Annotated in this window: 21 protein-coding genes; 9 read left to right on the top strand and 12 right to left on the bottom strand. The window is 73.2% G+C overall.

Annotated elements, in window-relative coordinates:
• Nucleotides 1-7: 7 nt before the first annotated feature.
• The 5 genes from ACIP5W_RS08810 to ACIP5W_RS08790 all read right to left on the bottom strand — a co-directional run bounded on the left by ACIP5W_RS08810 (nucleotide 8) and on the right by ACIP5W_RS08790 (nucleotide 6,154).
• Nucleotides 8-904, bottom strand: coding sequence for a carbohydrate ABC transporter permease (locus ACIP5W_RS08810; protein WP_401468811.1), 897 nt, complete (start codon nucleotides 902-904; stop codon nucleotides 8-10).
• Nucleotides 901-1,866 carry a carbohydrate ABC transporter permease gene (locus ACIP5W_RS08805; protein WP_401468808.1) on the bottom strand — a complete coding sequence of 322 codons (966 nt, stop codon included), beginning with the start codon at nucleotides 1,864-1,866 and terminating at the stop codon, nucleotides 901-903. Before ACIP5W_RS08805 ends, ACIP5W_RS08810 begins: the two co-directional genes overlap by 4 nt.
• Nucleotides 1,867-1,886: 20 nt before the next feature.
• Nucleotides 1,887-3,149, bottom strand: a complete 1,263-nt coding sequence (locus tag ACIP5W_RS08800; protein WP_401468805.1) for an ABC transporter substrate-binding protein — start codon at nucleotides 3,147-3,149, stop codon at nucleotides 1,887-1,889.
• Nucleotides 3,150-3,367: 218 nt separating this feature from the next.
• Nucleotides 3,368-4,720: an ROK family protein gene (locus tag ACIP5W_RS08795; RefSeq protein WP_401468802.1), complete on the bottom strand. Its 1,353-nt coding sequence runs from the start codon at nucleotides 4,718-4,720 to the stop codon at nucleotides 3,368-3,370.
• A 189-nt stretch (nucleotides 4,721-4,909) separates the two neighbouring features.
• Nucleotides 4,910-6,154, bottom strand: a complete 1,245-nt coding sequence (locus ACIP5W_RS08790) for an FAD-binding protein (RefSeq protein WP_401468799.1) — start codon at nucleotides 6,152-6,154, stop codon at nucleotides 4,910-4,912.
• A 145-nt stretch (nucleotides 6,155-6,299) separates the two neighbouring features.
• On the opposite strand from ACIP5W_RS08790, the gene ACIP5W_RS08785 reads away from it, so the two are divergent.
• Both ACIP5W_RS08785 and ACIP5W_RS08780 read left to right on the top strand, forming a co-directional pair.
• Nucleotides 6,300-7,640 (top strand): radical SAM protein, encoded by a 1,341-nt coding sequence (locus tag ACIP5W_RS08785; RefSeq protein ID WP_401468796.1) that lies wholly within the window; start codon nucleotides 6,300-6,302, stop codon nucleotides 7,638-7,640.
• Between the two features lie 291 nt (nucleotides 7,641-7,931).
• Nucleotides 7,932-9,416: a cellulose binding domain-containing protein gene (locus ACIP5W_RS08780; protein ID WP_401468793.1), complete on the top strand. Its 1,485-nt coding sequence runs from the start codon at nucleotides 7,932-7,934 to the stop codon at nucleotides 9,414-9,416.
• A gap of 25 nt (nucleotides 9,417-9,441) precedes the next feature.
• Here ACIP5W_RS08780 and ACIP5W_RS08775 read toward each other — a convergent pair whose 3' ends face one another.
• The 4 genes from ACIP5W_RS08775 to ACIP5W_RS08760 all read right to left on the bottom strand — a co-directional run bounded on the left by ACIP5W_RS08775 (nucleotide 9,442) and on the right by ACIP5W_RS08760 (nucleotide 13,050).
• On the bottom strand, nucleotides 9,442-11,124 hold the full coding sequence (locus ACIP5W_RS08775) for an alkaline phosphatase D family protein (RefSeq protein ID WP_401468790.1): 1,683 nt from the start codon (nucleotides 11,122-11,124) through the stop codon (nucleotides 9,442-9,444).
• 233 nt (nucleotides 11,125-11,357) lie between these two features.
• Nucleotides 11,358-12,284, bottom strand: coding sequence for an anti-sigma factor RsbA family regulatory protein (locus ACIP5W_RS08770; protein ID WP_401468787.1), 927 nt, complete (start codon nucleotides 12,282-12,284; stop codon nucleotides 11,358-11,360).
• On the bottom strand, nucleotides 12,281-12,634 hold the full coding sequence (locus ACIP5W_RS08765) for an STAS domain-containing protein (protein WP_401468784.1): 354 nt from the start codon (nucleotides 12,632-12,634) through the stop codon (nucleotides 12,281-12,283). The genes ACIP5W_RS08770 and ACIP5W_RS08765 overlap by 4 nt, the downstream gene beginning before the upstream one ends.
• A gap of 203 nt (nucleotides 12,635-12,837) precedes the next feature.
• Nucleotides 12,838-13,050 (bottom strand): DUF4287 domain-containing protein, encoded by a 213-nt coding sequence (locus ACIP5W_RS08760; RefSeq protein ID WP_401468781.1) that lies wholly within the window; start codon nucleotides 13,048-13,050, stop codon nucleotides 12,838-12,840.
• A gap of 440 nt (nucleotides 13,051-13,490) precedes the next feature.
• Here ACIP5W_RS08760 and rsgA point away from each other — a divergent pair, with 440 nt between their 5' ends.
• The 3 genes from rsgA (at nucleotide 13,491) to ACIP5W_RS08745 (ending at nucleotide 16,741) form a co-directional block, all read left to right on the top strand.
• Nucleotides 13,491-14,591, top strand: coding sequence for a ribosome small subunit-dependent GTPase A (gene rsgA / locus ACIP5W_RS08755; RefSeq protein ID WP_401468778.1), 1,101 nt, complete (start codon nucleotides 13,491-13,493; stop codon nucleotides 14,589-14,591).
• Between the two features lie 205 nt (nucleotides 14,592-14,796).
• Nucleotides 14,797-16,182, top strand: a complete 1,386-nt coding sequence (locus tag ACIP5W_RS08750; protein WP_401469022.1) for a DNA-3-methyladenine glycosylase 2 family protein — start codon at nucleotides 14,797-14,799, stop codon at nucleotides 16,180-16,182.
• Complete coding sequence (locus ACIP5W_RS08745) at nucleotides 16,169-16,741, top strand: methylated-DNA--[protein]-cysteine S-methyltransferase (RefSeq protein WP_401468775.1); 573 nt, start codon at nucleotides 16,169-16,171, stop codon at nucleotides 16,739-16,741. The genes ACIP5W_RS08750 and ACIP5W_RS08745 overlap by 14 nt, the downstream gene beginning before the upstream one ends.
• On the opposite strand, the gene ACIP5W_RS08740 is transcribed toward ACIP5W_RS08745, so the two are convergent.
• A complete protein-coding gene (locus ACIP5W_RS08740; RefSeq protein WP_401468772.1) occupies nucleotides 16,704-17,186 on the bottom strand; it encodes a DUF456 domain-containing protein in 483 nt (160 codons plus the stop codon). The genes ACIP5W_RS08745 and ACIP5W_RS08740 overlap by 38 nt on opposite strands.
• Nucleotides 17,187-17,355: 169 nt before the next feature.
• Between ACIP5W_RS08740 and ACIP5W_RS08735 the strand changes: the two genes are divergently transcribed.
• The 3 genes from ACIP5W_RS08735 to ACIP5W_RS08725 all read left to right on the top strand — a co-directional run bounded on the left by ACIP5W_RS08735 (nucleotide 17,356) and on the right by ACIP5W_RS08725 (nucleotide 21,644).
• Nucleotides 17,356-19,059: a protein phosphatase 2C domain-containing protein gene (locus tag ACIP5W_RS08735; RefSeq protein WP_401468769.1), complete on the top strand. Its 1,704-nt coding sequence runs from the start codon at nucleotides 17,356-17,358 to the stop codon at nucleotides 19,057-19,059.
• 75 nt (nucleotides 19,060-19,134) lie between these two features.
• A complete protein-coding gene (locus tag ACIP5W_RS08730) occupies nucleotides 19,135-20,877 on the top strand; it encodes a pyruvate dehydrogenase (RefSeq protein ID WP_401468766.1) in 1,743 nt (580 codons plus the stop codon).
• Between the two features lie 278 nt (nucleotides 20,878-21,155).
• A complete protein-coding gene (locus ACIP5W_RS08725) occupies nucleotides 21,156-21,644 on the top strand; it encodes an ATP-binding protein (RefSeq protein ID WP_401468763.1) in 489 nt (162 codons plus the stop codon).
• Between the two features lie 142 nt (nucleotides 21,645-21,786).
• On the opposite strand, the gene ACIP5W_RS08720 is transcribed toward ACIP5W_RS08725, so the two are convergent.
• On the bottom strand, nucleotides 21,787-22,833 hold the full coding sequence (locus ACIP5W_RS08720; protein ID WP_401468760.1) for a DUF2637 domain-containing protein: 1,047 nt from the start codon (nucleotides 22,831-22,833) through the stop codon (nucleotides 21,787-21,789).
• A 302-nt stretch (nucleotides 22,834-23,135) separates the two neighbouring features.
• Entirely contained in the window at nucleotides 23,136-23,984 is an 849-nt protein-coding gene (locus ACIP5W_RS08715) for a (2Fe-2S)-binding protein (RefSeq protein WP_401468757.1), read from the bottom strand.
• Nucleotides 23,985-24,142: 158 nt separating this feature from the next.
• Here ACIP5W_RS08715 and ACIP5W_RS08710 point away from each other — a divergent pair, with 158 nt between their 5' ends.
• Nucleotides 24,143-25,021 (top strand): GntR family transcriptional regulator, encoded by an 879-nt coding sequence (locus ACIP5W_RS08710; protein WP_401468754.1) that lies wholly within the window; start codon nucleotides 24,143-24,145, stop codon nucleotides 25,019-25,021.
• Nucleotides 25,022-25,043 lie beyond the last annotated feature (22 nt).

The raw sequence follows: 25,043 nt of genomic DNA, 5'->3' as shown, positions 1-25,043 counted from the left end.
TCCTAGCTCAGCCCTTGATGCCGGTCTGGGCGATCCCCTGCACCAGCCAGCGCTGGAGGAAGAGGAACACCAGCAACAGGGGCAGGATGGAAATGGCCGTGGCCATGAAGATCAGGTGGTAGTTGACGGTCTGGTTGGTCATGTACGACGACAGCGCGACCTGCACCGTCCAGGCGCTCGGGTCCTGCCCGACGACCAGCGGCCACAGGAAGGAGTTCCAGCCGTTGATGAAGGTGATGGTCGCCATCGCCGCGAAGAAGTTGAGGGAGTTGGGGACGACGACGCGCCAGTACGCGCCCCAGTGGCCGAGCCCGTCCACCCGCGCCGCCTCCTCCAGCTCCTTGGGGAACCCCAGGAAGTACTGCCGGAACAGGAAGCAGGTGAAACCACTGAAGAGGCCCGGAACGATCAGACCGCGGTAGGAGTCGATCCAGCCGAGGGACGACACCAGGACGAACCCGGGCACGAACGTGACGGCGGTGGGGACCATCAGCGTGAACAGGACGCCGTAGAACACCTTGTCGGCGTGCCGGTACGGGATCCGGGCCAGGCCGTAGCCGGCCAGGGAACACACCAGCAGCGTGCCGACGGTGTGCAGGACGCCGACGACCAGCGAGTTCCACAGGGCCCGGCCGAAGTCGACCGTCGGGTCGTCGAACGGCTCGGTGACGTTGCCCCACCGGATGTCGGTGGGGAAGAACGTCCACTCCTCGCCGGTGATCTCCAGGTCGGTGGAGAGGGCGTTGCGGACGAGGACGTAGAACGGGATCAGGAAGAGGAGGGCGGCGAGGCCGACGGCGGCGTACAGTCCGGCGGAGCCCGTCACCCCGCGGGTGCGTCGGCCGGGGTGCGGTGACCCCGCGGCCGGGTCGGTCCTGTTCACCTCGGATGCGGTGGCGGTCACCTGGACTCCTCACCCCTTCCGAAGCCCATGATCCTCCCCTGGAAGAGGGTGACGAGGACGATCAGCAGGGTCAGGATCACCGCGCCCGCGCTGCCCGCCCCGTAGTCCTGGCTCTCGCCCAGGGCGGTGTAGTACAGCTCGACCAGTGGCGGCCGGCCCCAGGTGGTCTTCGACAGCAGGTTGAAGAACTCGTCGAAGGCCTGGTAGGCGGCGATCAGCAACAGCAGGATCACCGCCGTCGAGGTCGCCCGCAGCTGCGGCAGCGTGATGTGCCGGAAGGTCTGCCAGCCCGGCCTGGCGCCGTCCAGGGCGGCCGCCTCGTACAGCTCGCCCGGGATGTTCTGCAACGCGGCCAGGAAGAGGATCATGTAGAACCCGGATTGCAGCCACAGCCGCGCGGTGACGATGACCAGCCAGTACCACGGCGGATCGGGGTTGGCGAGCCAGGCGACGTTCTCGGCGCCGAACCAGCCGATCACCGTGTTCGCCAGGCCGAACCGGACACCGTTGAAGAGGGACATCTTCCAGATCAGCGAGGCGGCGACGTAACTGCACGCCGTCGGCAGGAAGAAGACCGACCGGAAGAACGCCCGCATGAACCGCAACCGGTTCACCAGCAGGGCGAGCCCCAGCGACAGCGCCCAGGTGGTCGGCACGATGAGCGCGGCGAAGACGGTGAAGGTGAGGAGGGCGCCGGTGAAGTTACCGTTCTCCAGCATGTACCGGTAGTTGTCGAACCCGACGAACGTACTGGGCGTGACGGTGAACCGGGCCTCGAAGAAGCTGAGCCAGACGCTCCAGCCGATCGGGACGTACACGAAGATCAGCAGGCCGATCAGGAACGGCCCGGTGAACAGCCAGAAGTTGAGGGTGGCGCTGCCCCTCGGCCCGCGCCGCGGCCGGGACTTCGCGGGACCGGACCCGGCGGGCCGCGCGAGGTCGCGCGTGGTGGTGGTCGACATGGCGTGGTCCGTCCCGCCGCCTATCCGAAGAGCTTCTCGAGTTCGGCGCCGACGACCTTGTCGCACGCGTCGAGCGAGGCCTCCGGGTCACCGTCCTTGCGCACGCAGTCGGCGAACACGTCCTCGGTCGCCTTGATCATGGCCTGTGTCCAGCCGATGTTGTCGAAGTGCCCGTACTCGCCGAACAGCTTGACGCCCTCGGCCGGCAGACCGGACTTGAGCTTGTCGGCGGACCGGGCGATCGAGGTGCGCGGCGGTATGTGGAAGCCGTAGGAGAGGGCCCAGTCCTCCTGGTACTTCTTCTGGTCGATCCACAGCCACTTCACGTACTCCTTGGCCTCCTCCGCCCGGTCGCTCTTGGCGTTCACGAACATCGACCAACCGCCGTTGTAGACGGCGGGCTTGCCGGCGTCGCCGACCTTGGGGAAGGGGAAGACGCCGAGGTCGTCGCCGAGGGCCTGCTGCATCGCCGGCATGGCCCACATGCCGCAGAACTGGATGGCGGTCAGACCCTGGTTGAGGGCGGAGGGGTCCCAGTAGTCGGCCGGCGCGTCCAGGAGCAGGTCGCCGCTGGTGAACAGCTTGCGCATCTTCTTCAGGCCCTCGACCACGCCGTCCGTGTGGTAGGCGGGCCGGTTGCCGGCGTCGAGGGTGTCGGCGCCGGCCGCCCAGATCATCGGGCGGATGACGGCTTGCAGCGTGTTGCCGAGGTAGACGCCCTTGACCTTGTCCGTGGTGAGCGCGGCGGCGGCCTCGATCAGTTCGTCGAGGGTCTGCGGCACGCCCACGCCGGCCTTCTCCAGCAGCGACCTGCGGTAGAAGAAGAACTGCGGGTCGTCGATCATCCGGACGCCGTAGACCTTCCCGTCGACCGTGTGCGACTGGATGTCGGCCTGGTTGAAGTCGTCCTTGACCGGCGCGACGATGTCGGTGAGATCCGCCACCTGCCCGCTCCTGACCAGCTGGATCTGCGGGTGGAACTCGAACAGGTCGGGCGCGCTGTCGGTGAGCAGGCTCGCGAACAGCTTGCTCTCGAAGTTCGACCCGGTGATCCACTGGGTGGACACCTTCGCCCCGTCGTAGGCGGCCGCGTACTTCTTGATGGCCTGTTCGGTCCCCGCCTCACCGTAGGCGTGGAAGTACTGCACGAGGCCGCCCCCCGAACTCCCTGCGCCACGACCGTTGTTGCTGCCGCAGGCGGCCAGTGTGCCGGCGGCGGCCATGCCGGCCGCGGCCCGGAAAAGGGATCGGCGGGACCAGTTGCGGTTGCTCATTGCCGACATGTGACGTCCTTGTCTCGAGTACGGCTGCGGCTCGTACGGCATCAGCGCCAGAGGGCTCGAAAAGGCGTTGCGGTGCGGGACGTTAACCTTCGGCTAATGCTTCGGCAAGGGGTTGGACGAAGCCCGTTCGAAGCGTTGTGCGACGTTCGGGATACCGGACGCGAGGAGGGGTGGTCCACGGGCCGGCCCCGGCACCGCCCCGCAGCATCCCGTGCCCGTCAGGCCGACGGTGCCGTACGGCCCCTGTCCGGAGCCGAGCCCGGAGCCGAGCCCGGAGCCGAAGCCGAGCCCGGGGCCGTAGCGGAGCCCGGGGTCGTAGCGGAGCCCGAAGCCTTAGCGGAACCCGCGGCCGTAGGGGAAGCCGCGCGTTGCGCGCTCCGTTGCCCCACCGCCTGCAGCGCCCCCTCGAGCGCGAACGTCGCCGCACCCAGGCAGACCGGGTCGGTGGGGATCGGCGAGAGAACGATCCTGGTCGAGGCCAGCGGACGTCGCAGCGCGTGCCGGGCGACCGCCTCGCGGACCTCGTCGAGGAGGGGCTCGCCGAGCCGGGCGGCGACCCAGCTGCTCAGCACGACGACCTCCGGATTGAGGAGGTTCACCAGGTCCGCGATGCCGGCGGCCAGATAACGGGCGGTGTCCCGGACCACCTTGACGGCGACGGGGTCGCCCGCGGCGGCTCCGCGGGCCAGGGCGTCGACGGTGGCGGTCTGGTCCTCCGGGTGCAGCAGCGGGCTGCGCGGGCTGTGTTCGCGCAGGTTCTGCATGATCCCGGGCGCGCCGACGTACGTCTCCACGCAACCGTGGTTGCCGCAGTGGCAGAGCCGGCCGTCGAGCACGAGCGTGGTGTGCCCCCACTCGCCGGCGCTGTTGCTGACCCCCCGGTGCAGCGCGCCGCCCAGCACGAGCCCCGCGCCGACCCCGGTGCCGAGATTGACGACGACGGCGTCCCCGTGACCGCGCGCGGCGCCGAACCACAGCTCGGCCACCGCGCAGGCGCGCAGCGGGTTGTCCAGGTGCAGGGGATACGCGATGTGCGCGCGGAGCAGGTCGCGCAACGGCACGTCGTGCCAGTCCCAGTTGGGCGCGTACTCGGCGATCCCGGTGTCGCGGTCCACCTGCCCGGGCACGCTCACGCCGACCCCGAGCACCCGGGCCGTCTCGACGCCCGCCTGCGCGACGACCTGTCCCACGGCCGCGGCGACATGGTCGACGACCTGCTCCGGGCGGCTCTCGCCGGGGCGGATGTCCTCCTCGGCGCGGGCCAGCACGTTCAGCGCGAGGTCGAACAGCTCGACATGGACGTACGTCTCCGCGATGTCCACACCGATCAGCGAGCCCCCGGCGGCGTTGACGGCCACCAGGCCGCGGGGCCGGCCGCCCGCCGAGTCCTCGAAGCCGACCTCCGTGATCATGCGCAGGTCGAGCAGTTCACCGACCAGGGTGGCGACGGTGGCCAGGCTGAGGCCGGTGGCCGCGGCCAGCTCCTGCCGGGAGGTCGGGGACCGGGCGATGATCTGGCGCAGCACCTCGTAGCGGTTCGCGGTGCGGATGTCACGTGAGGTGCGCTTCACCGGAGAGCCCCCTCTCTTCCGTGCCGGCACCCGGGATCCGGGGTGCCGGCCTGCCGGTGTGCCGACTCGCCGACGCGTCGGGTGCCGGGGCCGGGACGGCACCGGCGCGGCGTCAGGCTATGGCGTGCGACAGGGTTCGACAAGGGGTTAGGAAAGGGGGTTGACGAAGTCGCGTCCAGGGGCGGTGCCTCACGGGCCGAGGACGTCCCGCACGAAGGCGTTGGTGAACGTCCCGGCCGGATCCAGTTCCCGGACCAGCGCCCGGAAGTCGTCGATGCGCGGATACCGTCCGCGCACCGCGGCGGCGGGCAGTTCGTACACCTTGCCCCAGTGCGGCCGGGGCCCGAACGGCTCCAGTACGGCCTCCAGCTCCCGCACCACCGGCAGCACGGCGGCCGTGTCGTCGACCCAGGTGAAGTGGACGGCGACGGAGTCCCGCCCGTGGGCCGGGCTCAGCCACTGCTCGTCGGCGGCGACGGTACGCACCTCGCAGGTCTGCAGTACGGAGGCGACCGTCTCCCGAACACCGTCGATCGCATGCAGAACGTCTGCGGCATGCTCGCGCGGCAGCAGGTACTCGCTCTGCAACTCGTTCCCGCTGCTCGGCGTGAATTCCGCGCGGAAGTGCGGCAGCCGCTCGTGCCACGGCCCCGGCACCCCGAACTGCTCGGTGCAGTTGACCGCGGGCATCCCCGGCACCGGATGCAGCGCCCCGGTGGCCGGCACCGCCCACGGGAAGCCGGCCAGGGGCTGGTCGGTGCGCCGCTTGAGCCACACCTGCCGGAAGCCGGGCGCCCGCCAGTCGGTGAACAGGCTCACGCTGTACGCCGCCGCCGCGACGGTCTCGAAGTCCAGACCCTCCAGGGGCAGTTCGGTGAACAGGTGCTGCTCGACCTCGAAGGCCGGCTCCAGGTCCAGGGTGAGCGCGGTGACGACGCCGAGGGCGCCCAGCGAGGTGACGGCCCCGCCGAACCGCTCGTCCCCCCGCCCGATCACGACCGTCGACCCGTCCGCCGTGACGATCTCCACCTCCCGCACCGGCGCCGCGAGGGGACCGTTGCCCACTCCCGAACCGTGGGTGCCGGTCGCCACCGAGCCGGCCACCGAGATGTGCGGCAGCGAGGCCATGTTCGGCAGCGCCAGCCCGTGCGCGTGCACCCGCCGTGCCAGCTCGGCGTACCGCACCCCGCCGCCGACCCGCACCGTCCGCGCCGACGGGTCCACCTCGACCTCGGCGGGCAGCGCGCCCAGCGACAGCAGCACCCCGTCCGCGCCCGGCTCGGCGATCGCGTTGAAGGAGTGCCCGCTGCCCAGCACCCGCACCCGCTCGCTCGCCGCGACGAGCGAGCGCAGCGCGTCCAGCGAGGCGGGACGGTGCAGCTCCCCGGCGGCGTACGTGATGTTGCCCGCCCAGTTGGTCACGGTCTCGGCCATGCGAATCGCCCTCCCGGGGACATCGAGAACCAGGAATTCCCAGGTGGAACCTACCTTGCCCGCAACACGAGGCCCCCCGCCCCCACCCCCGCGCGAGCGGGGGCATACCGTGAGGAGTCGTACGCCTGAACCGGGAGGAGAGACGATGGGCAGCCGTACCGCGCTGGTCGAGGATCTGATGGAGCGGTTTCCGCACGTGCCGCGGGAGGCCGTCCTCAAGGAGGACCTGCTGCGCGGAGGCGTGGCCTTCGACCCCTCCGCGCTCAGCGACAACGAGGGCGGCGAGGTCAAGCCGAAGTCGTACTTCATCTTCTCCTTCGACCACGGCACCCTCCCCGAGCTGGGCGAGGCCGCGCTGCGCCGCCCGCCGGAGGAGATCATCCTCACCGGGGGCCCCTACGACCTGCGGCGCACCGTCGTCTCGGTCCGGGTGAACCCCGCCTCGCCGTACCGGGTGGCGGCCGACGAGGACGGGATGCTCGGTCTCTACCTCGACGGGAAGCGGATCTCGGACGTCGGCGTCCCGCCCATGCCCGAGTACTACCGGCACAAGCTCTCCAACGGGAAGTCCGTCATGGAGGTGGCCCCCACCATCCAGTGGGGCTACCTGATCTACCTGACCGTCTTCCGGGTCTGCCAGTACTTCGGCGCCAAGGAGGAGTGCCAGTACTGCGACATCAACCACAACTGGCGCCAGCACAAGGCCGCCGGCCGGCCGTACACCGGGGTCAAGGACGTCGAGGAGGTCCTCGAGGCCCTGGAGATCATCGACCGTTACGACACCGCGAAGGCCTCCACCGCCTACACGCTCACCGGCGGCGCGATCACCAGAACGGTCGCCGGGCGCGACGAGGCGGACTTCTACGGCCACTACGCCAAGGCCATCGAGGAGCGCTTCCCGGGCCGCTGGATCGGCAAGGTCGTCGCCCAGGCCCTCCCGCGCGACGACGTGCAGCGCTTCAAGGACCACGGCGTGCAGATCTACCACCCCAACTACGAGGTGTGGGACGAGTACCTGTTCAAGATGTACTGCCCCGGCAAGGAGCGTTACGTCGGCCGCGACGAGTGGCACAGGCGCATCCTCGACTCGGCGGAGATCTTCGGGGCGCGCAACGTCATCCCCAACTTCGTGGCGGGGGTGGAGATGGCCGAGCCCTTCGGCTTCAAGACGGTCGACGAGGCGATCGCGTCCACCACCGAGGGCCTGCGTTTCTTCATGTCGCACGGCATCACCCCGCGGTTCACCACCTGGTGCCCGGAGCCGACCACCCCGCTCGGCAAGGCCAACCCGCAGGGCGCGCCGCTGGAGTACCACATCCGCCTGCTCCAGGCGTACCGGGCCACGATGGACGAGTTCGGCCTGGCCTCGCCCCCCGGCTACGGGCCGCCCGGCCCCGGACGCGCCGTCTTCTCCGTCAGCTCCTTCATGGACAGCCTGCCGGCGAACGAGCCCGCGGCCACGGAGGGCGAGCCCTCGGCGCTCTGAGGGCGTCCGGTGCTCCGGGCGTGTCCGGTCCCGTGTCCGGCCACGACCGGAGCCGGTACCGTGGCCGTCGCGGAAAAGGGACCGCCCCGCATCGAGCCGCAGGGCGGTCCGCGTCCGTACCGGAGGTCCTGAAGGGCCCGGTCGGGGGGCGTGGCCGTCCTGTACTGACATCTGAACAGCGAGCTTGTCAGTTGTGCGCAACTCGTGAAAAGCTCTGCCTCTGCCGCGAGGTTCCCCCCAACTCCATTGCCGACATGTCGAGTTGACCTCGCTTGTGGATGCAGGAGACTCATGCCCGACCTGCCGACCCCCAAGGACGCCGCCGAGGCCGCTCTCTTCTCGGAGTGCTGGGACGCCGTCCTGTCGTACGCCGACCTGTGCACCTCCGGGTCGACCGCGGCCAACCACCTGGCCCGCGAGGCGTTCGCACTCGGCATACGTGAGGCCCGCGCCGCCGAGGACGGCAGCCGGCAGGCGGCCGGCCGCCGCGCGTCCCGGCTGCCCCGGATCCCCCTGCTGCTGACCGCCGTACGCACCACGGCGGCCGCCTGGGAGGCCCAGGGACAGGGCCACCTGCTCGATCCCGACCTGCGGCTGTGGCTGAACTCCGACAAGGCCGCCCGGTACACCGGACCGCCCCTGCGCCGGCCCCTCGCGCTGCGCGGGCTGCGCGACATGCAGGAGCCGGACGCCGCGCTGCTGTGGCTGGCGGAGGTGGAGGCGCTGCCGCCGCGCGCCGTCGCCCGCAGGCAGGGGCTGGACCCGGCCGCCGCGATGGAGGAGCTGAACCAGGTCCGCGGCCTGTTCCGGGACCGCTGCCACCGCAACCATCTCGACGCCCCGATGGACACCGAGTGCCGCGGCTACGTCCGCCTCCTCGACGCCGTGACCCGTTCGCCCCGCGCGGAGACGCCGGAGGACCTCTCCCGGCACCTCGCCACCTGCGTGGAGTGCGCGGAGGCCGCGGCCTGCCTGCGGCTGCACGGCGGCGGGCTGCCGGCGGCGCTGGCCCAGGGCGTGATCGGCTGGGGCGGACTCGCCTACCTGGAGCGTCGCCGCCGCGCCGCCGAGGTGCGGATGAGCGCCGGCGGCCCGGCCGCGCCCGACCCGGACGCCGAGTGGCGCGACCCGGCCGCCGACAAGGCCCGCACCCTGCGCAACGGCCTGCTGGTCGCCGCCGTCCTCGTCTCCGCGCTGGCCCTCGCCGTCTCCCTGATGCCGTTCGGCGAGAGCGACGACTCCGCGCGGGGCGCCCTCCCCACCGACGGCACGCCGGTGGCCGGCCCCGGCAACCCGTCCGGGCCGTCTGCCGTGCCCGGCACCTCCTCCTCGTCGACCCGTACGGACACCGGCACCGGCGTCGGTGCCGGGGAGCCGAAGCCGTCCCTGGACGGTACGCCGTCGGCGACGAGCCGGACCGACCCGGAACCCCAGGGCACCTCGTCGCCCACCGCCCGCACGGCGGCCTGCGAGGTGGCGTACGACCTCGTCAACCAGTGGCCCGACGGCTTCCAGGCCACCGTCACCGTGACCACCGCCGAGCCGCTCGACTCCTGGCGGGTCGCCTGGTCCTTCCGGGACGGTCAGCGGGTCGACCAGATGTGGGACGCGAGCGTCGCGCAGGACGGCTCGCGGGTCACCGCCACCGCCGCCGACTACAACAAGGACGTCCCGGCGGACGGCACCCTCTCCTTCGGCTTCCTCGCCTCCTGGCAGAACAAGAACACCGCACCGTACGGCTTCAGCCTCAACGGCGCCGCCTGCACCCTGTCCTGACCGGCCGTCCGGCGACACATCCGCGTCACACCGGTGTCAGTCCCGGGTTCCCCGCCTCCGTGACGAAGGACGCCGCCGTGGAGACGGGAGCGCCGGGGGTCGTCACGGCCGCCAGCGTGCGGAAGTCGGCGCGGGCCGCTTCCGGGGTCAGCCGCACCCGGACGTAGCCGCGCCGGCCGTCGTAGAAGCGCAGATGCGGGTTGGCCGTGAGGTACGTCTGCCAGTTGGCGGGCCGCTCGGTGCCGTCCTTGCCGCTGGTGACGGACGTGGCGACGATCTCGGTGCCGACGGTCTTCGACGCCGGGTCGTCGAAGTCGGCCTTGATGTCGAAGGCGTAGCCCACGTGGACGTCGCCGGTCAGCACGACCAGGTTGTCCACCCCGGCCGCCCGCGCCCCGGCGAGGACGCGGCCACGGGAGGCGCGGTAGCCGTCCCAGGCGTCCATCGACATCTTCGCCTGCGCGTCGGTGGACAGTCTGCGCTGGGAGAAGCAGACCTGCTGCGGCAGCACGTTCCACACGGCGCCGGACGCCCGCCAGCCGTCCAGCAGCCACTTCTCCTGGGCCGCGCCGGTCATGGTGCGCGCCGGATCGTCGGACTCGGGGCCGGGGAGCTGGGCGCCGTCGCCGTAGGCCTGGTCGGAGCGGTACTGGCGGGTGTCGAGGACGTCGAACTGGGCGAGCGAGCCCCAGTGCAGACGCCGGTACAGCGGCATGTCGGGTCCGACCGGAGCCCGGCCGGCGCGCAGCGGCTGGTGCTCCCAGTAGGCCCGGTAGGCGGCGGCCCGCCGCAGCAGGAACCCGGCCGGCGGGCTGCCGTGCTCGTCGACGGCGCCGGCGTAGTTGTTCTCGGTCTCGTGGTCGTCCCAGGCGACGACGAAGGGATGGGCCGCGTGGGCGGCACGCAGGTCGGGATCGCTCTTGTACAGGGCGTACCGCAGCCGGTAGTCCTCCAGGGTGACGGTCTCCCGGTCGAACACCGCGGGCAGCACCCGGTCCGCGTAGGCGCGCGCGCCGCCGGCGGAGTCCACCGGGTACTCGTACAGGTAGTCCCCGAGGTGGAAGACCACGTCGATGTCCTCCTGCGCGAGATGCCGGTGCGCCGTGAAGTACCCGTCGTGGTACGCCTGGCAGGACACGGCCGCGAAGGCGAGCGCGCCCGGGGCGGCGCCGAGGGCCGGCGCGGTGCGGGTGCGGCCGGTCCCACTGGTCCAGGCACCCGTCCGGAACCGGTAGTAGTACGGCCGTCCCGCGTCCAGGCCGGTGACGTCGACGTGCAGGGTGTGGTTGTACTCGGGCAGCGCGAGGGCGGTACCGCTGCGCACCACCAGCCCGAAGCGCTCGTCCTGCGCCACCTCCCACTCCACGGCGACGCTCTGCCCGGCCAGCCCCCCGCCCGGCTCGTACGGCGCCGGGGCGATGCGGGTCCACAGCACCACGGAGTCGGGCAGCGGGTCGCCGGAGGCGATGCCCAGCGTGAAGGGGTCCTCGGAGATCCGCGCCGGGTCGAGCCGGCGGGCGGCGGCCGCACCCCTCGCGGGGGTGTGGGTGGCGAAGGCGAGGGCCGCCGCGGCGGCGGTCAGTGTCAGGAACCGGCGGCGGCCGAAGTGCCGTGCGGCGGCGTGCAGTTCGGGACCGTGGAGGGCCACGGACCGCTGGCGGGCGGCGGTGCCGGGGAGCGGGGTTCGGTGACGGCCGGTCGGACGCATGGGGCTCGGCTCCCGTGAGGATCAGGGGGCGTCTGCGGCCTCGGCGGCCGGAGCCCGCGGCGCGGGCCCCTAGATGCTAAGCGGACAATCCTGATAATTCGGGCAGGCGTGGCGTCTCCTCGGGGCGTCGGTCGTCTTCGGGCCGCTGGGCGCGAACGGGCCGGTGCCCGGGGCGCCCTGACCGGCCGTCGGCGCGGGAAGGCCTCTGCGGGACCGTCTCCGCGGGCCCGTCCCTACAGGCCGACGTAGAACCGCACGGTCGTGCCGTCCGGTGCCGTGTGCAGGCGCACCAGGTCCGCCACGTAGTGCACCAGCATCAGGCCCCGGCCGCCGATCTGGCCGCGAGCCGGCGGCCTGCGGCCGGCGAGCGGGTCGATCAGCCGTCCCCCGTCGCTGACCTCGCACACGACCTGACCCGCCTCGGCCCAGATCCGCAGCGTGCCCTGTCCGCCGCCGTGGACGACGCTGTTGGTCGTCAGCTCCGCGACCGCCAGCTCCGTGTCCTGGAGCCGCTGTCCGCCCAGGCCCAGCCGCGCGGCCAGGCCGACGGCGAAGTGGCGCGCCTCGGGCAGTTCGGCGGAGCCGAAGGAGAAGGAGGCGGCGTCCGGCGCGGGCACGAGCACCTCGTTGTACCGGTCCACCACGGACCGCCAGTCGTAGGCCTCGCTGGCCCGCTCACGGCCGTCGGCGATCAGCGTGGGGTGGGTGATCCGCGCGTCGGCGAGCACGTCCGCGTCCAGGCCGCTCGCGTCGTACGGGCACAGGACGGTCGCCGCCCGGCCCTCGAAGGACGCGTTGATCAGCGCCTCGTGCTGCGCGCACGCCGGGTACTCCACCGGGCTGCGGCCGGCCCAGACCGGCTCCCCGACGATCCGCACCCGCGCCTGCGGATGGGCGTCGGCGAACGCGCGCAGCACGCCCGGGATGATCCGTCCGGGGTTGCGGCCGACGTCGGTCATGTCCAGGAACAGGACGTCCTCGGCGTCCGTGCCCAGTCCGGCCCTGACGAGTTCCAGATTGGGGCCGGGCACGGCCACCGCCACGGGTTCGCCGAGGGCCAGCCCCTCCCGGACGAAGGGCACCATGTGGTCGGTGTAGTCCTGCCCCGTGCGGTAGAACAGCGCCGAGTGGAGGAACTTCTCGTCTGCTGCGGCTGTCATCGCGGCGCCACCTCGATCCCGTGCAGGGCCGGCCAGAACAGCGCCAGCACGCGCGACAACTGCGGGGGCGGGCACTCCACGACGACCCGTCCGCCCGGCAGGTTCATCGCGGTGACGGCGAGCGCCGACACGCCGGCCACGTCGACGAAGCCCACGCGGGAGAGTTCCACGTAGGACACGTCCGCGTGCCGTCGGGCCAGGTCGGCCAGTGCTCCCTCCCACGACCCGCGGGTGGCCACGCCGATCTCGCCACTGACACGGATTCCGGCACGACCGGACAACGGGCTCACCTCCAGCACGGAACCGCCGGGCGGGGGAGCGGCATTCCCCCGGTCGCGCGTGCCATCCACACTCGGTCTCCTCCGCGATCGCCCACCGTCTGCTTCGTTCCGGCGTGGCACGGACGCAAGGACGGCGCCGTTCCGGCCACGCAGCCTACCGTCCGTGCGGTGGCACGGGCGGAGACGCCCCATCCGTGCCCTGCGGGTTCCCCGGGATCCGAGCGGCCATACCTCCCCCGTTCCCGCCTCACCCGGGTGTCCCACGGGACGGCTCAGCTCCCCGTGGCCTCCGTGAGGGTGTGCGCCACGAGGGCGTTGGCGTGCCCGTGGCCCAGGCCGTGCTCGGCCTTGAGCCAGGCGACCAGCTCCATGTGCCGGGTCAGCGGCGAGGCGCGGATCAGCTCCTGCCACTCGGCGACCGGGCGGCCGTACTTCTTCTCGATCGAGGGGAAATAGCCGGCCGGGCCCTTCACGGGAGCGCTCACTGCGGTCACGTCCTTTCCTGCGGTGGGGCAGTCACTCCTTATGACGGGGGCGGGGCGCCGAAGCGATCGGCCGGGTGGTGTGACGTGCGTCACCGATCGGGTGTCTCGCCCTGCCGTGGAGCGGGAGGCGGGCCCGGGAGAACCGATGGTGCCGGGAAAACGGATGGCGGCCGGTGTCCGCGCGTTCCTATCCTGACGGGGCCTCGTCCGGCGGCCACCACCGGTGCACGGACGACGCACGCGGCACGTACTGTCGCACATGCCGCGCTCGACGCGCGTGACACGGATCAGGAGGTGTGACCGATGACTGTCGCCGACACGGGTGCTGTCCGCAGCCACCAGACGTTCGTCCACCCCACCTCCGCGGTCCCCGGCTGACCACACGAGCCTTCGCGCGCCGCTGAGCGCGCCGCCGGGACCGCCCCTGTGAAGGGTCTGTCTTGAACCTCTCCACCTCCCCGGCCCCGTCCCACCCGCTCGCCCCCTACGGCTGGGACGAGGGATGGGCGGCCGAGTTCGCCGTACACGCCGAGCGGGGTCTGCTGCCCGGCCGAGTGGTCCGCGTCGACCGCGGGCAGTGCGACGTCGTCACCGGCGACGGCGTCGTCCGCGCGGACACCGCCTTCGTCACCCCGCACGACCCCCTGCGCGTGGTGTGCACCGGAGACTGGGTCGCCGTCGACGCCGACGGCAACCCGCGCTACGTACGGACGTACCTGCCGCGCCGTACCTCCTTCGTGCGCTCCACCTCCTCCAAACGGTCCGAGGGGCAGATCCTCGCGGCCAACGTCGACCACGCCGTCGTCGCCCTGTCGCTCGCCGTCGAACTCGACCTCGGGCGCGTCGAACGGTTCCTGGCGCTGGCCTGGGAATCCGGCGCCCAGCCCGTCGTCGTCCTCACCAAGGCCGATCTCGTCACCGACCCGGACACGCTCGCGCACCTCGTCGAGGACGTCGTCAAGAGCGCGCCCGGCGTGCCCGTGCTCACCGCCAGCGCCATGGCCGGGCACGGCGTCGGGGAACTGGCGGCGCTCCTCGGCCGGGGCACCTGCGTGCTGCTCGGAGCGTCCGGCGCGGGCAAGTCGACCCTCGCCAACGCGCTCGTCGGCGAGGACGTCATGGACGTCCGTGCCACCCGCGACATGGACGGCAAGGGGCGGCACACCACGACCACCCGCAACCTGCTGCCGCTGCCCGGCGGAGGCGTCCTCATCGACACGCCCGGACTGCGCGGCGTCGGGCTGTGGGACGCCGGTCACGGCGTCGGCCAGGTCTTCGCCGAGATCCAGGAGTTCGCCCGCGACTGCCGCTTCCACGACTGCGCCCACGAGCGCGAGCCGGGCTGCGCGGTGCTCGCGGCCGTGGAGGACGGCGAGCTGCCGGTCCGGCGACTGGACAGCTACCGCAAGCTCGTCCGGGAGAACCAGTGGATCGTCGCCAAGTCCGACGCCCGGCTCCGCGGCGACATCCGGCAGGACTGGAAGCGCAAGCAGGCCGCCGGACGGGCCGCCGCGCGGGCCAAGCGGACGGGGGAGTGGTGAGCGGGGGCGCGCTCGCCGGGACACCCGGCTGCCGCGCACGGGGGGCGAACGCCGTGCGCGCCGCCGGACAGCCGGCCTGAGGCGCGGACGCGGCTCGACCCGGCCTGGTGGGGGAGGGCCGGCGGGGGACCGGGCCGAGGGGATCACCGTCATGTCCGAATGCCGCTAGCGGCATCCCCCGGCCGGGCGAAGACTGGGATCCGTGATGGACGAGGAGAGCAGGTACGAGGCGGTTCGCAGCCGGGACGCCCGGTTCGACGGCGCGTTCTGCTTCGCCGTCGAGACGACCGGCATCTACTGCCGGCCCAGCTGCCCGGCCGTGACGCCCAAACGGCGCAACGTGCGGTTCTTCCCGACGGCCGCCGCCGCGCAGAGCTCGGGTTTCCGGGCCTGCCGGCGGTGCCGGCCGGACGCCAGTCCGGGTTCCGCCGAGTGGAACGTGCGCGCCGACGTCGTGGGCCGCGCCATGCGGCTGATCGCCGACGGGGTCGTCGACCGGGAGGGCGTCGCCGGGCTCGCCGCACGCCTCGGCTACAGCGCCCGCCAGGTGCAGCGCCAGCTCACCGCCGAACTCGGCGCGGGGCCCGTCGCGCTGGCCCGCGCGCAGCGCGCCCACACCGCCCGGGTCCTGCTCTGGACGACCGGCCTGCCGGTCACCGAGATCGCGTTCGCGTCCGGCTTCGCCAGCGTGCGCCAGTTCAACGACACGATCCGGGCCGTGTACGCCGCCACCCCGACCCAGCTGCGGGCCGCCGCCCCGCGGCAGGACCGCACGGCCGCACCCGGGGCGGGGATCCCGCTGCGGCTCGCCCACCGGGGCCCGTACTGCGCCGGCCCGGTGTTCGACCTGCTCGAAGCGGAGGCCGTTCCCGGAGTCGAGGAGATGAGCGGCCCACCGGGCGGCCGGACCTACCGCCGGACCCTCCGGCTCCCGTACGGCACGGGCATCGTCGCCGTCGGGGAACGGCCGGGCTCCGTGTCCGGCGCCGCCGTCCACCCCGGCGGCTGGCTCGACGCGCGCCTGCACCTCACCGACCCGCGCGATCTCACCACCGCCGTCCAGCGGCTGCGCCGGCTGCTCGACCTCGACGCCGACCCCTACGCCGTCGACGAGCGGCTCGCGGCGCACCCGCGGCTCGCCCCGCTCGTCGCCGCCCGGCCCGGACTGCGCGCTCCGGGCGCCGCCGACCCGGAGGAGTACGCGGTACGGGCGCTGGTCGGCCGCGCCGAGGCCGGGCACCTGGTCCGCGTCCACGGCAAGACCCTGGACGCGCCCTGCGGCGGGCTCACCCACCTCTTCCCCGAACCGGCCGCCCTCGCCGGCACCGGCGGCCCCCTGGGCGCGCTCGCCACCGCCCTCGCCGACGGCACCGTACGGCTCGACGCCGGCGCCGACCGGGACGACGCCCAGGAGGCGCTGCTCGCCCTGCCCGGCCTGGACGGACGTACCGTGGCGGCGATCCGGGCCCGCGCCCTCGGCGACCCCGACGTCGCGCCGCCCGGCGCCGGCGTCCCCGACAGCTGGCGTCCCTGGCGGACGTACGCCCTTCACCACCTGCGTGCAGCGGAGGAACCCCATGTACTTCACTAGCGTCGACAGCCCGCTCGGCCCCCTGCTCCTGACCGCCGGGCCGGACGGCGCGCTGACCTCCCTGTCCGTCCCCGGGCAGCGGGGCGGCCGTACCGTACAGGACGGCCTGCGGCGTGACCGGGGCCCCTTCCGGGCCGCCGAGGAGCAGCTCGCCGCCTACTTCGCCGCCGACCTCGAGGAGTTCCGGCTGGAGCTGCGCGCCGAGGGCACGCCGTTCCGGATGCGCGTGTGGGCCGCCCTCGACTCCGTGCCCTACGGCACCACCACGACGTACGGCGAGATCGCCGCCCGGGCCGGAGCCCCGCGGGCCGCCGTACGGGCCGTCGGCGGGGCCGTCGGCGCCAACCCCCTGCTGATCGTCCGGCCCTGCCACCGTGTCATCGGCGCCGACGGCTCGCTGACCGGCTACGCGGGCGGCCTGGAGCGCAAGGTACGGCTCCTGACGCTGGAGGGAGCCGGCGCCGCCGCCCCGGCGGGCGCGCTCCGGGCGCCCCGAAGCCGTCCTCCCGGACCGTCGCGGCCTACCCCCACAGCACCGCCCCCAGCCACGCGCCCATGATCAGCAGGCAGGTGAAGAGTTCCGCGAGGATGCTGGATCCGCCCGCCCGCATCACCGTGCGCACGGAGGCGCGGGCCGCGTCCGGGCGGCCCAGGCGGAGCCGCTCGGAGAGGTAGATGCCGCCCAGGAAACCCGGGATCGCACCGAGCACCGGCACCAGGAAGAAGCCGAGGAACGCCCCTGCTCCGGCGTATCCGGCCATCCGGCGGGTGGCGCCGCTCGTCTTCAGGCGGCGCGGCGGCAGCGCCCAGCGCACCACCTGGGACAGGAACAGCGCGACCGTCGCGCCCACCAGCACCAGCCAGGAGACCGGCCGGGGGTCCTGCAGCGCCCACCACAGGACCGCGGCCCACACCAGCCACGATCCCGGCAGGCCGGGCACCAGCACTCCGCACAGGCCGAGCAGGATCACCAGGCCGACCAGCAGGAGTTCCCACGCTCCCATCTGCCCAGCCTGCCGGAAACGGACAGAACGGGCAGGTCGAGGGGTGGGAGGGGGGATCGCCGACGGCCCGCACCTCCCGCCGCTCGCACGGTTGTTCACCGGGTCGGCCCTGACGCGTTTTTTCGGATGCCCGGTTTCCTCGGGGCTCCCGCGGTGGACAATCAGGGGCATGAGCCAGCAGGGGGGAAGGCCCACCGGTCACGAGGACGACTGGTGGGGCCAGTTGTACGACGACACCACCGAGGACAAGGACACCGGCCCCACGGCCGGCCCGGACTCGCTGGACGACAGGTTCGCGTCGGCGGCGGGTGCGGTCCGCACCGGGGGTTCCGCCGACGCGGCCCCCGGCGACGCCGTCTCGGCCGACGTGCCGGGCGGCCTGCCGGGCGGCACGGGGCCGCGGGCCTCGGGTCCGGTGCCGGGGCCGCGCCGGGAGCCGGGCGAGCGGACCGACTGGTGGGCGGGGGAGCCGACGGGCGGACCGCCCCCGCCGGCCGGGGCGGCCGACCGCCCTGCCGGGCCGACGACGTTCCTGCCCGGCCCCCTGCCCGCCGGCTTCGACGAACGGAAACCCCGAGCGCACGCCCCGGGCGGCCGTACGTCCCCGGAGACGGCGCACACCGCCCCGGCCCCGGATTCCGAGCCCTCCGCGCCGACGGCGGCCACCGACCGCACCCCGGCCCCGCCGGAAGCACCACCGGCACCACCGCCACCACCGGCCGGATCAGCCCCGCAGGCCCCGCCCCGGCCGCCGTCGCCACCCCCGCCCGCCGGCGGCACACCCCCGCCCCCCGGGGCCCCGCCGCTTCCGCCCCCCGGCACCCCGCCGCCCCCGCCTCCCGCCGCGCAGGCGCATCCACGGCCCCAGCACGCCGCACACCCACCGGCCCCCGCCGAGCCGCCTCCGCCGGCCGAGCTCTACCTCGGGTCCGGGCCGCCCACCTACGACGCCGAGCCGACCGCGCTGCCGGCCGCCGATCCGGACGGTCTGGACGACCTGGTCGCGGACACCGTGCTGGACGGGGCCCGGTACGGGGCCTGCACGCTACGGGCCGCGTCCGTGCGCGGGGACTCCGCGCGGTTCCGGGGCGAGCCACGCCGGGACTCGCTGCTCACCGCCCGTTTCGGCAGCGGCGACCAGGCGCTGGTCCTGGTCGCGATGGCCACCGGCGCCCGTGCCGCGCCGGGTGCGCACCGGGCGGCCGCCGAGGTCTGCCACTGGATCGGGCGGGCCGTGGGCCGCAGTCACGCCCGGCTCGCCGAGGACATGCGGGCCGCCCGGAGAGAGGACCTGAAGTCGGGGCTGCACCGGCTCACCGACCGCAGCCTGGGACGGCTGCGGGCCAGCGCCGCCGAACAGGGCCTGGCACCGGACGAGTACGCGGCGGGCCTGCGCTGTCTGCTGCTGCCCGCCGACCCCGCGTGCCGGGTCCGGGTCTTCTTCGGCGTCGGCCCCGGCGGACTGTTCCGGCTCCGCGACGGTGCGTGGCAGGACCTCGAGCCACCGGTCGGTGAGGTCGCCGGCGCGCCGGTCGTCGGCTTCGGGGCGCCGCCCGCCGAGACCCCCGAGGGCGACCGGCTCACCATGGACCTCGGCATCCCGACCCCGCCGAGCCCGTACGAGCCGACTCCCGGACCGCCGCGCGAACCCTTCCGGTTCCGGGCCTCCCTCGCCCGCCCGGGTGACACCCTCCTGATGTGCTCCGACGGCCTCGCCGAACCGCTGCGCGGCGAGCCCCGGCTCCCCGCCCACCTCACCCGACGGTGGTCCGCGCCGACCCCGCCGGGCCTCACCGAATTCCTCGCCGACGTCCGGATCAGGGTCAAGGGGTACGCGGACGACCGTACGGCCGCCGCCGTTTGGGAGGCGTGACGCGCTCCGCTGTGGATTGATGGAACCCGGAGGGATCCGAAGGATCTACGGAGACCGAAGGGGCAGAAGAGCACCATGGCCAAACAGAACGTCGCCGAACAGTTCGTCGACATCCTCGTCCGCGCCGGAGTGGAACGCCTCTACGGCGTCGTCGGCGACAGCCTCAACCCCGTGGTCGACGCGGTTCGCCGAAACCCCGCCATCGACTGGGTGCACGTGCGCCACGAGGAGACCGCCGCGTTCGCCGCCGGCGCGGAGGCGCAGATCACGGGCAAGCTGACGGCGTGCGCCGGGTCCTGCGGGCCCGGCAACCTGCACCTGATCAACGGCCTGTACGACGCCCACCGCTCGATGGCGCCGGTCCTCGCGCTCGCCTCCCAGATCCCCTCCAGCGAGATCGGCCTGGGCTACTTCCAGGAGACCCACCCCGACCGTCTCTTCCAGGAGTGCAGCCACTACAGCGAACTGATCTCCAGCCCGAAGCAGATGCCCCGGCTGCTCCGGACGGCCATCCAGCACGCCGTCGGCCGCAGCGGCGTCAGCGTCGTCTCCCTCCCCGGTGACATCGCCGCCGAGCCCGCGCCCGAGAAGGCGGCGGAAACCGCGCTCGTGACCTCCCGGCCCACGGTCCGCCCGGGCGACGCCGAGATCGACGAGCTCGTCCGGCTGATCGACGCGGCCGACAAGGTCACCCTGTTCTGCGGCAGCGGCACGGCGGGCGCGCACGCCGAGGTGATGGAGTTCGCGGAGAAGATCAAGTCACCGATCGGCCACGCGCTGCGCGGAAAGGAGTGGATCCAGTACGACAACAGGTTCGACGTCGGGATGAGCGGACTCCTCGGTTACGGCGCCGCCTACGAGGCCACCCACGAGTGCGACCTGCTGATCCTGCTCGGAACCGATTTCCCGTACAACGCCTTCCTGCCCGACGACGTCAAGATCGCCCAGGTGGACGTGCGGCCCGAGCACCTCGGCCGGCGCTCCAGGCTGGACCTCGCCGTGTGGGGCGACGTACGGGAGACCCTGCGCTGTCTCATCCCGCGCGTGCGGGAGAAGAAGAACCGGCGGTTCCTCGACAAGATGCTGAAGAAGCACGCCGACGCCCTCGAAGGGGTCGTGAAGGCGTACACCCGCAAGGTCGAGAAGCACGTGCCCATCCACCCCGAGTACGTGGCGTCCGTCCTCGACGAACTCGCCGACGAGGACGCCGTCTTCACCGTCGACACCGGCATGTGCAACGTCTGGGCGGCCCGTTACATCACGCCCAACGGCCGCCGCCGCGTGATCGGTTCCTTCTCGCACGGTTCGATGGCCAACGCGCTTCCCATGGCGATCGGTGCGCAGTTCACCGACCGGGAGCGGCAGGTCGTGTCGATGTCGGGCGACGGCGGATTCGCCATGCTGATGGGCGACTTCCTCACCCTCGTCCAGTACGACCTGCCGGTGAAGGTCGTCCTCTTCAACAACTCCTCCCTGGGCATGGTGGACCTGGAGATGCTGGTCGCCGGCCTGCCCTCCTACGGCACCACGAACAAGAACCCGGACTTCGCCGCCGTCGCCCGCGCCTGCGGCGCCCACGGCGTGCGCGTGGAGAAGCCCAAGGACGTCGCGGGGGCCCTCAAGACCGCCTTCAGGCACAAGGGCCCGGCCCTCGTCGACATCGTCACCGACCCCAACGCGCTGTCCATCCCGCCCAGGATCAGCGCCGAGATGGTGACCGGGTTCGCCCTGTCCGCCTCGAAGATGGTGCTGGACGGCGGCGTCGGGCGCATGGTCCAGATGGCCCGCTCCAACCTCCGCAACGTCCCGCGGCCCTGACGCCGTCCCCGGCACCGGGGGCGGGAGACGGCGTGCGGCGCGGCGCCGGGGCCACGGATCGGGCACGTCGAGTAGAGGTGATTTCGGCCAACTTCGCGCGCCGGTGCCGGGGGCGGGCCCGCCGCCACCCGCCGGGGGAGGCGGCGGGCCCGCCGGGACGTGGCCGAACACCTGGCCGTCGCCGATCCGGCATGACTGGCCCGCCGCCCAGGGGGGCAAGCATCCCGTGAACGTGTTCGAGCAGTAGGGGGACCGACATCGGCACGCGGGCGGGGGTCATGAAGAGGCAGGCACGAGGCAGCGGTTCGACCGTGATCGCGGACACCTCGGAGAGGAAGCGGACAGGGGAGGCCACGGCGGACGGCGGCGGGGAGCGGGGGCACACGTCACAGCTCCGGCACAGGCTCGGGCGGGCGGACTTACGGGCCGTGCCCGAGACGCGCCGGGCCCTGCGCGAACTGCTGCGGCACTGGGGGAGGCCCGGACAGTCGGAGACCGCCGAACTGCTCACCAGTGAACTCGTCACCAACGCGCTCGTCCACACCGACCGGGACGCGGTGTTCACGGCGACCGTCGGGCCGGGCGGTCTGCGGGTGGAGGTACGCGATTTCGCGGCCGGCTGTCCGCGGCCGCGCAGGCGGGACACCGAGGAGGGCACGCACGGCCGGGGCCTGGTCCTGGTGCAGTCCCTCGCGGACGCGTGGGGCGTGCGGACGCACGGCATCGGGAAGGCGGTCTGGTTCGAACTGGGCGCCGGAATGGCCTGAGCGGGCCACCGGCCCGCCGGGACGGCTGTCCGCCGGGACGACGGCCCACCGGGACCAGGACCGCGGTGACGCGGCCACGGAAACGGGAACACGGGAAGGGGGCGCGACCTCGCCGGTCGCGCCCCCTTCCCGTGATGGTGCGTCAGCCGAACTGCTGCTCCAGGTCCTTGAGCTTGCGCTCCAGGGAGTCCAGGCGCGGCAGGGCCATCGTGTCGTCCTCCGCGGTGAGGTCGACGGTGATCGGGTCAGTGCTCTTGCGGACGGGCTGGAGGGAGGGCCGCGTACGCACGGGCAGCTGTTCCGGCGAGTTCGCCGCTATGGCAGGCTCCGCGGGAACGCGTTCGCCGGCCCGCTCCAAGGAGGCCTGGGCCTCCAGCTGGCGGCCGCCGCGGCCGGGGAAGCCACGGTGTCCGCGGCTGATCGCCTTGAGCTGGGCGCGCTCCACGCGGTCCTGCTCGCGGCGGCGCAGGCGTGCCGTCTCCTTCTGGCGCTTGTCCTCGCGCACCTCGTCGACGGCCTCGTCCAGGCTGCGCACGTTTTCGAGGAGCATCAGCGACCACGCCTTGTACGTCTCACGGGGGGCCCGCAGCCAGCGCACGACACGGATCTGCGGCAGCGGACGCGGCACCAGGCCCTGCTCGCGCAGTGCGGCCCGGCGGGTCTGCTTCAGCGCCCGGTCGAACAGGACGGCCGCGGACAGGGACATGCCGGAGAAGAACTGCGGTGCGCCGTCGTGGCCGAAACCGCGGGGAGCGTGCACCCAGTTGAACCAGGCCGCGGCACCCGCGAACGTCCATACGAGTATCCGCGAACCGAGGGCCGCGTCACCGTGGCTGGCCTCGCGCACGGCGAGCACGGAGCAGAACATCGCCGCCCCGTCCAGGCCGAACGGCACGAGGTACTCCCAGCCGCCGGTCAGGTTCAGGTTCTGCCGGCCGAAGCCGACCAGTCCGTGGAAGGAGAGCGCGGCGGCCACCGCCGCGCAGCAGAACAGCAGGACGTAGGAGGCGGTGCCGTATATGGCCTCCTTGCGCCTGCGGCGCTCTTCGCTGCGCTCCCACGAGTCGTCGCTCGTGTTCTCCCCCGAGGAGCGCTTTCCGCGCGCGAGCACCGCCACCGCCGCCAGCATGCCCAGGAGCAGCACGGCGCCCGGAAGCAGCCAGTTCAGCGATATGTCGGTCAGTCTCATCTGGGGTCCCTTGCATTGGGATAGGGCGTAACGCCCGCCATAGTGGCCCAATCCCGCCGTCCCTCAGGGGGTTTCGGGGCAAGAGGCCGCCAAGGAGGTGCAAGGGGATGCCCAGGGCGACGTTCTGCTCGAACTGCCGCATGAGGGGCGGGAGTTGAGTTCGAATAAGACTACCCGTACGGGTGGTTCCACGGAAAGTTCCCGTGCCGAGTGAGGAAATTGTGAAGTGCCCGTAACGGTGCGGGAGGTCTCGTCGGGGTGATCTTACGGGACGCGGGGTGCCGGATCGACCTGAGGGCGGATCAACCCGCGGCCATCGCCGTGAGCTTGCCGACCCGGTCCGCGTCGCAGGTGCGCGGGCAGGTGGCACAGGTGTCCTCGGGGCGCACCGTGTAGAACATGCAGCAGCTCGCCCGGTCCCGGGTGGGCAGCGGCTTCCCGTCCGGTCCGGTCAGTTCCCGGAAGGCCGCCGAACCGACGTACGGCCGGGTCGCGCCCGGCAGCAGCAGCTCCAGTTCGTGGCGGGCCCGTTCGCCCTCGGCCTCGCCGAACAGGCCGGCGACGTACCACAGGCCCTCGACGATCTCGTCCGTGACCATGCCCCACAGGGCGCGCCCGCGCCGCCGGGTGCGCGGGCCGAAGCCGGCCAGCACGGGCTCGTGGTGCTCGGCGACGGCGGCCCGCACCTCCGCGCGCAGGGCCTCCTCGTCCGGGACCACCCGGGCGCCGGGCAGGGCCGCCGCCGGGTCGCCCGGCAGGCAGGCGAACGAGACGGGCGCGCGGACGGCCATCCGCATCCCGGCGCCGGTGCGGTCGTACGAGACGTGGGTGACCGGGAGGCGGGGGACCCGGCGGTGCAGGAACCAGGGGACGGTGATCAGCAGGCGGGCCGGCCAGGCGTACCGGTGCAGTCCGAAGCTCGCCACGACGTCCGGGCGGGCCCGCTGCCCGTAGTCCCGCGCCACCTGGGCCTCGTCCCAGGCCAGGAAGGCGTCCAGCTCCGCGCCGCCCTCCGCCAGTGCGGCCGCCGACACCCAGCCGCCGCCGCGCGGGGCGGGCTCGCCGGGCCCCAGTTCCCCGACGGTCAGGCCCGGGCAGGCCTCGGTGAGACGCGCGTACGCGTCCGTCACGGCCGACGGGTGTGAGGGCATACCGGTACCACCGATCCAGCGATGAGGGCGAGGTAAGCCTTACCTTACCCAATCCGTTCGGGATGTGAACTGGCAGCCGGTAACGCCTAAGGTGCTTGACGGACGAGTAACAACCGGCCGTAATGACCCCAAGTACCGACAGATCCGGAGGAGAACCCGTGGAGCGGAGCGCGCAGGGCTTTGCCGGCACGGGAGTCCCCGGCGCGGGACCGCGGGTTCCCGCGCAGCCGCGCGCCACGGACCGGGACCGGGCCGCGACGGCCCCCTTCGCCGACGGCCCGACGCCCGGCCCCGGCAGTGGCGCCGGCCCCGGCGGCAGTGGCGGCGGCGTCGGCCCGGGCCCCGGCGGCGAGGCCGGCGCCGTACGCGGCGAGCACACGCACGGCGAGCCCCCCCTCGGGCGTCCCCGCCCCCTCGTCCAGCGGTCCTCCGTCCGCGGTCAGATCCTCGACGCCCTGCGCACCGCACTCGTCGCCGGGGAACTGACGCCCGGCCAGGTGTACTCGGCACCCGCCCTCGGCGAGCGCTTCGGCGTCTCCGCGACACCGGTCCGGGAGGCCATGCAGCAGCTCGCCCTGGAGGGCGCCGTCGAGGTCGTGCCCAACCGGGGGTTCCGGGTGATCGTGCGTGGCACGCGGGAGCTGGCCGAGCTGGCCGAGGTACGGGCCCTGATCGAGGTCCCCGTGATGCTGCGGCTCGCCCGTACGGTCCCCGCCGAACGCTGGGCGCAGCTGCGCCCCCTCGCCGAGGCGACCGTCCGGGCCGCCGCTTCCGGCTGCCGCGCCACGTACGCCGAGTCCGACCGCGCCTTCCACCGCGCGGTCCTCGGTCTGAGCGGCAACGAGCAACTGGTCTCCGTCGCGGACGACCTGCACCGCCGCTCGCAGTGGCCGCTGGTGGGCGGTCCCGTCTCGCGCGGCCGGGCCGACCTGGTGGCGGACGCGGCGGAACACCTGACGCTGCTGGAGGCGCTGGGGGCGGGGGACGTGGACGTGGTGCAGGCACTGGTGCGGGAGCACTTCGCGGGATCGCGCTGAGGGCCGCCGGTGCCCTGCCGTC

This window comes from Streptomyces sp. NPDC088766 (assembly GCF_044750845.1).
Taxonomy (GTDB): Bacteria; Actinomycetota; Actinomycetes; order Streptomycetales; family Streptomycetaceae; genus Streptomyces.
This window is presented reverse-complemented; position numbering and strand designations above follow the sequence as displayed.

Coding starts and splice junctions, on each gene's coding strand:
- ACIP5W_RS08805 (WP_401468808.1), bottom strand. CDS start 1,866: ATGTCGACCACCACCACGCGCGACCTCGCGCGGCCCGCCGGGTCCGGT.
- ACIP5W_RS08800 (WP_401468805.1), bottom strand. CDS start 3,149: ATGTCGGCAATGAGCAACCGCAACTGGTCCCGCCGATCCCTTTTCCGG.
- ACIP5W_RS08790 (WP_401468799.1), bottom strand. CDS start 6,154: ATGGCCGAGACCGTGACCAACTGGGCGGGCAACATCACGTACGCCGCC.
- ACIP5W_RS08785 (WP_401468796.1), top strand. CDS start 6,300: ATGGGCAGCCGTACCGCGCTGGTCGAGGATCTGATGGAGCGGTTTCCG.
- ACIP5W_RS08780 (WP_401468793.1), top strand. CDS start 7,932: ATGCCCGACCTGCCGACCCCCAAGGACGCCGCCGAGGCCGCTCTCTTC.
- ACIP5W_RS08775 (WP_401468790.1), bottom strand. CDS start 11,124: ATGCGTCCGACCGGCCGTCACCGAACCCCGCTCCCCGGCACCGCCGCC.
- ACIP5W_RS08770 (WP_401468787.1), bottom strand. CDS start 12,284: ATGACAGCCGCAGCAGACGAGAAGTTCCTCCACTCGGCGCTGTTCTAC.
- ACIP5W_RS08750 (WP_401469022.1), top strand. CDS start 14,797: ATGGACGAGGAGAGCAGGTACGAGGCGGTTCGCAGCCGGGACGCCCGG.
- ACIP5W_RS08745 (WP_401468775.1), top strand. CDS start 16,169: ATGTACTTCACTAGCGTCGACAGCCCGCTCGGCCCCCTGCTCCTGACC.
- ACIP5W_RS08740 (WP_401468772.1), bottom strand. CDS start 17,186: ATGGGAGCGTGGGAACTCCTGCTGGTCGGCCTGGTGATCCTGCTCGGC.
- ACIP5W_RS08735 (WP_401468769.1), top strand. CDS start 17,356: ATGAGCCAGCAGGGGGGAAGGCCCACCGGTCACGAGGACGACTGGTGG.
- ACIP5W_RS08730 (WP_401468766.1), top strand. CDS start 19,135: ATGGCCAAACAGAACGTCGCCGAACAGTTCGTCGACATCCTCGTCCGC.
- ACIP5W_RS08725 (WP_401468763.1), top strand. CDS start 21,156: ATGAAGAGGCAGGCACGAGGCAGCGGTTCGACCGTGATCGCGGACACC.
- ACIP5W_RS08720 (WP_401468760.1), bottom strand. CDS start 22,833: ATGAGACTGACCGACATATCGCTGAACTGGCTGCTTCCGGGCGCCGTG.
- ACIP5W_RS08715 (WP_401468757.1), bottom strand. CDS start 23,984: ATGCCCTCACACCCGTCGGCCGTGACGGACGCGTACGCGCGTCTCACC.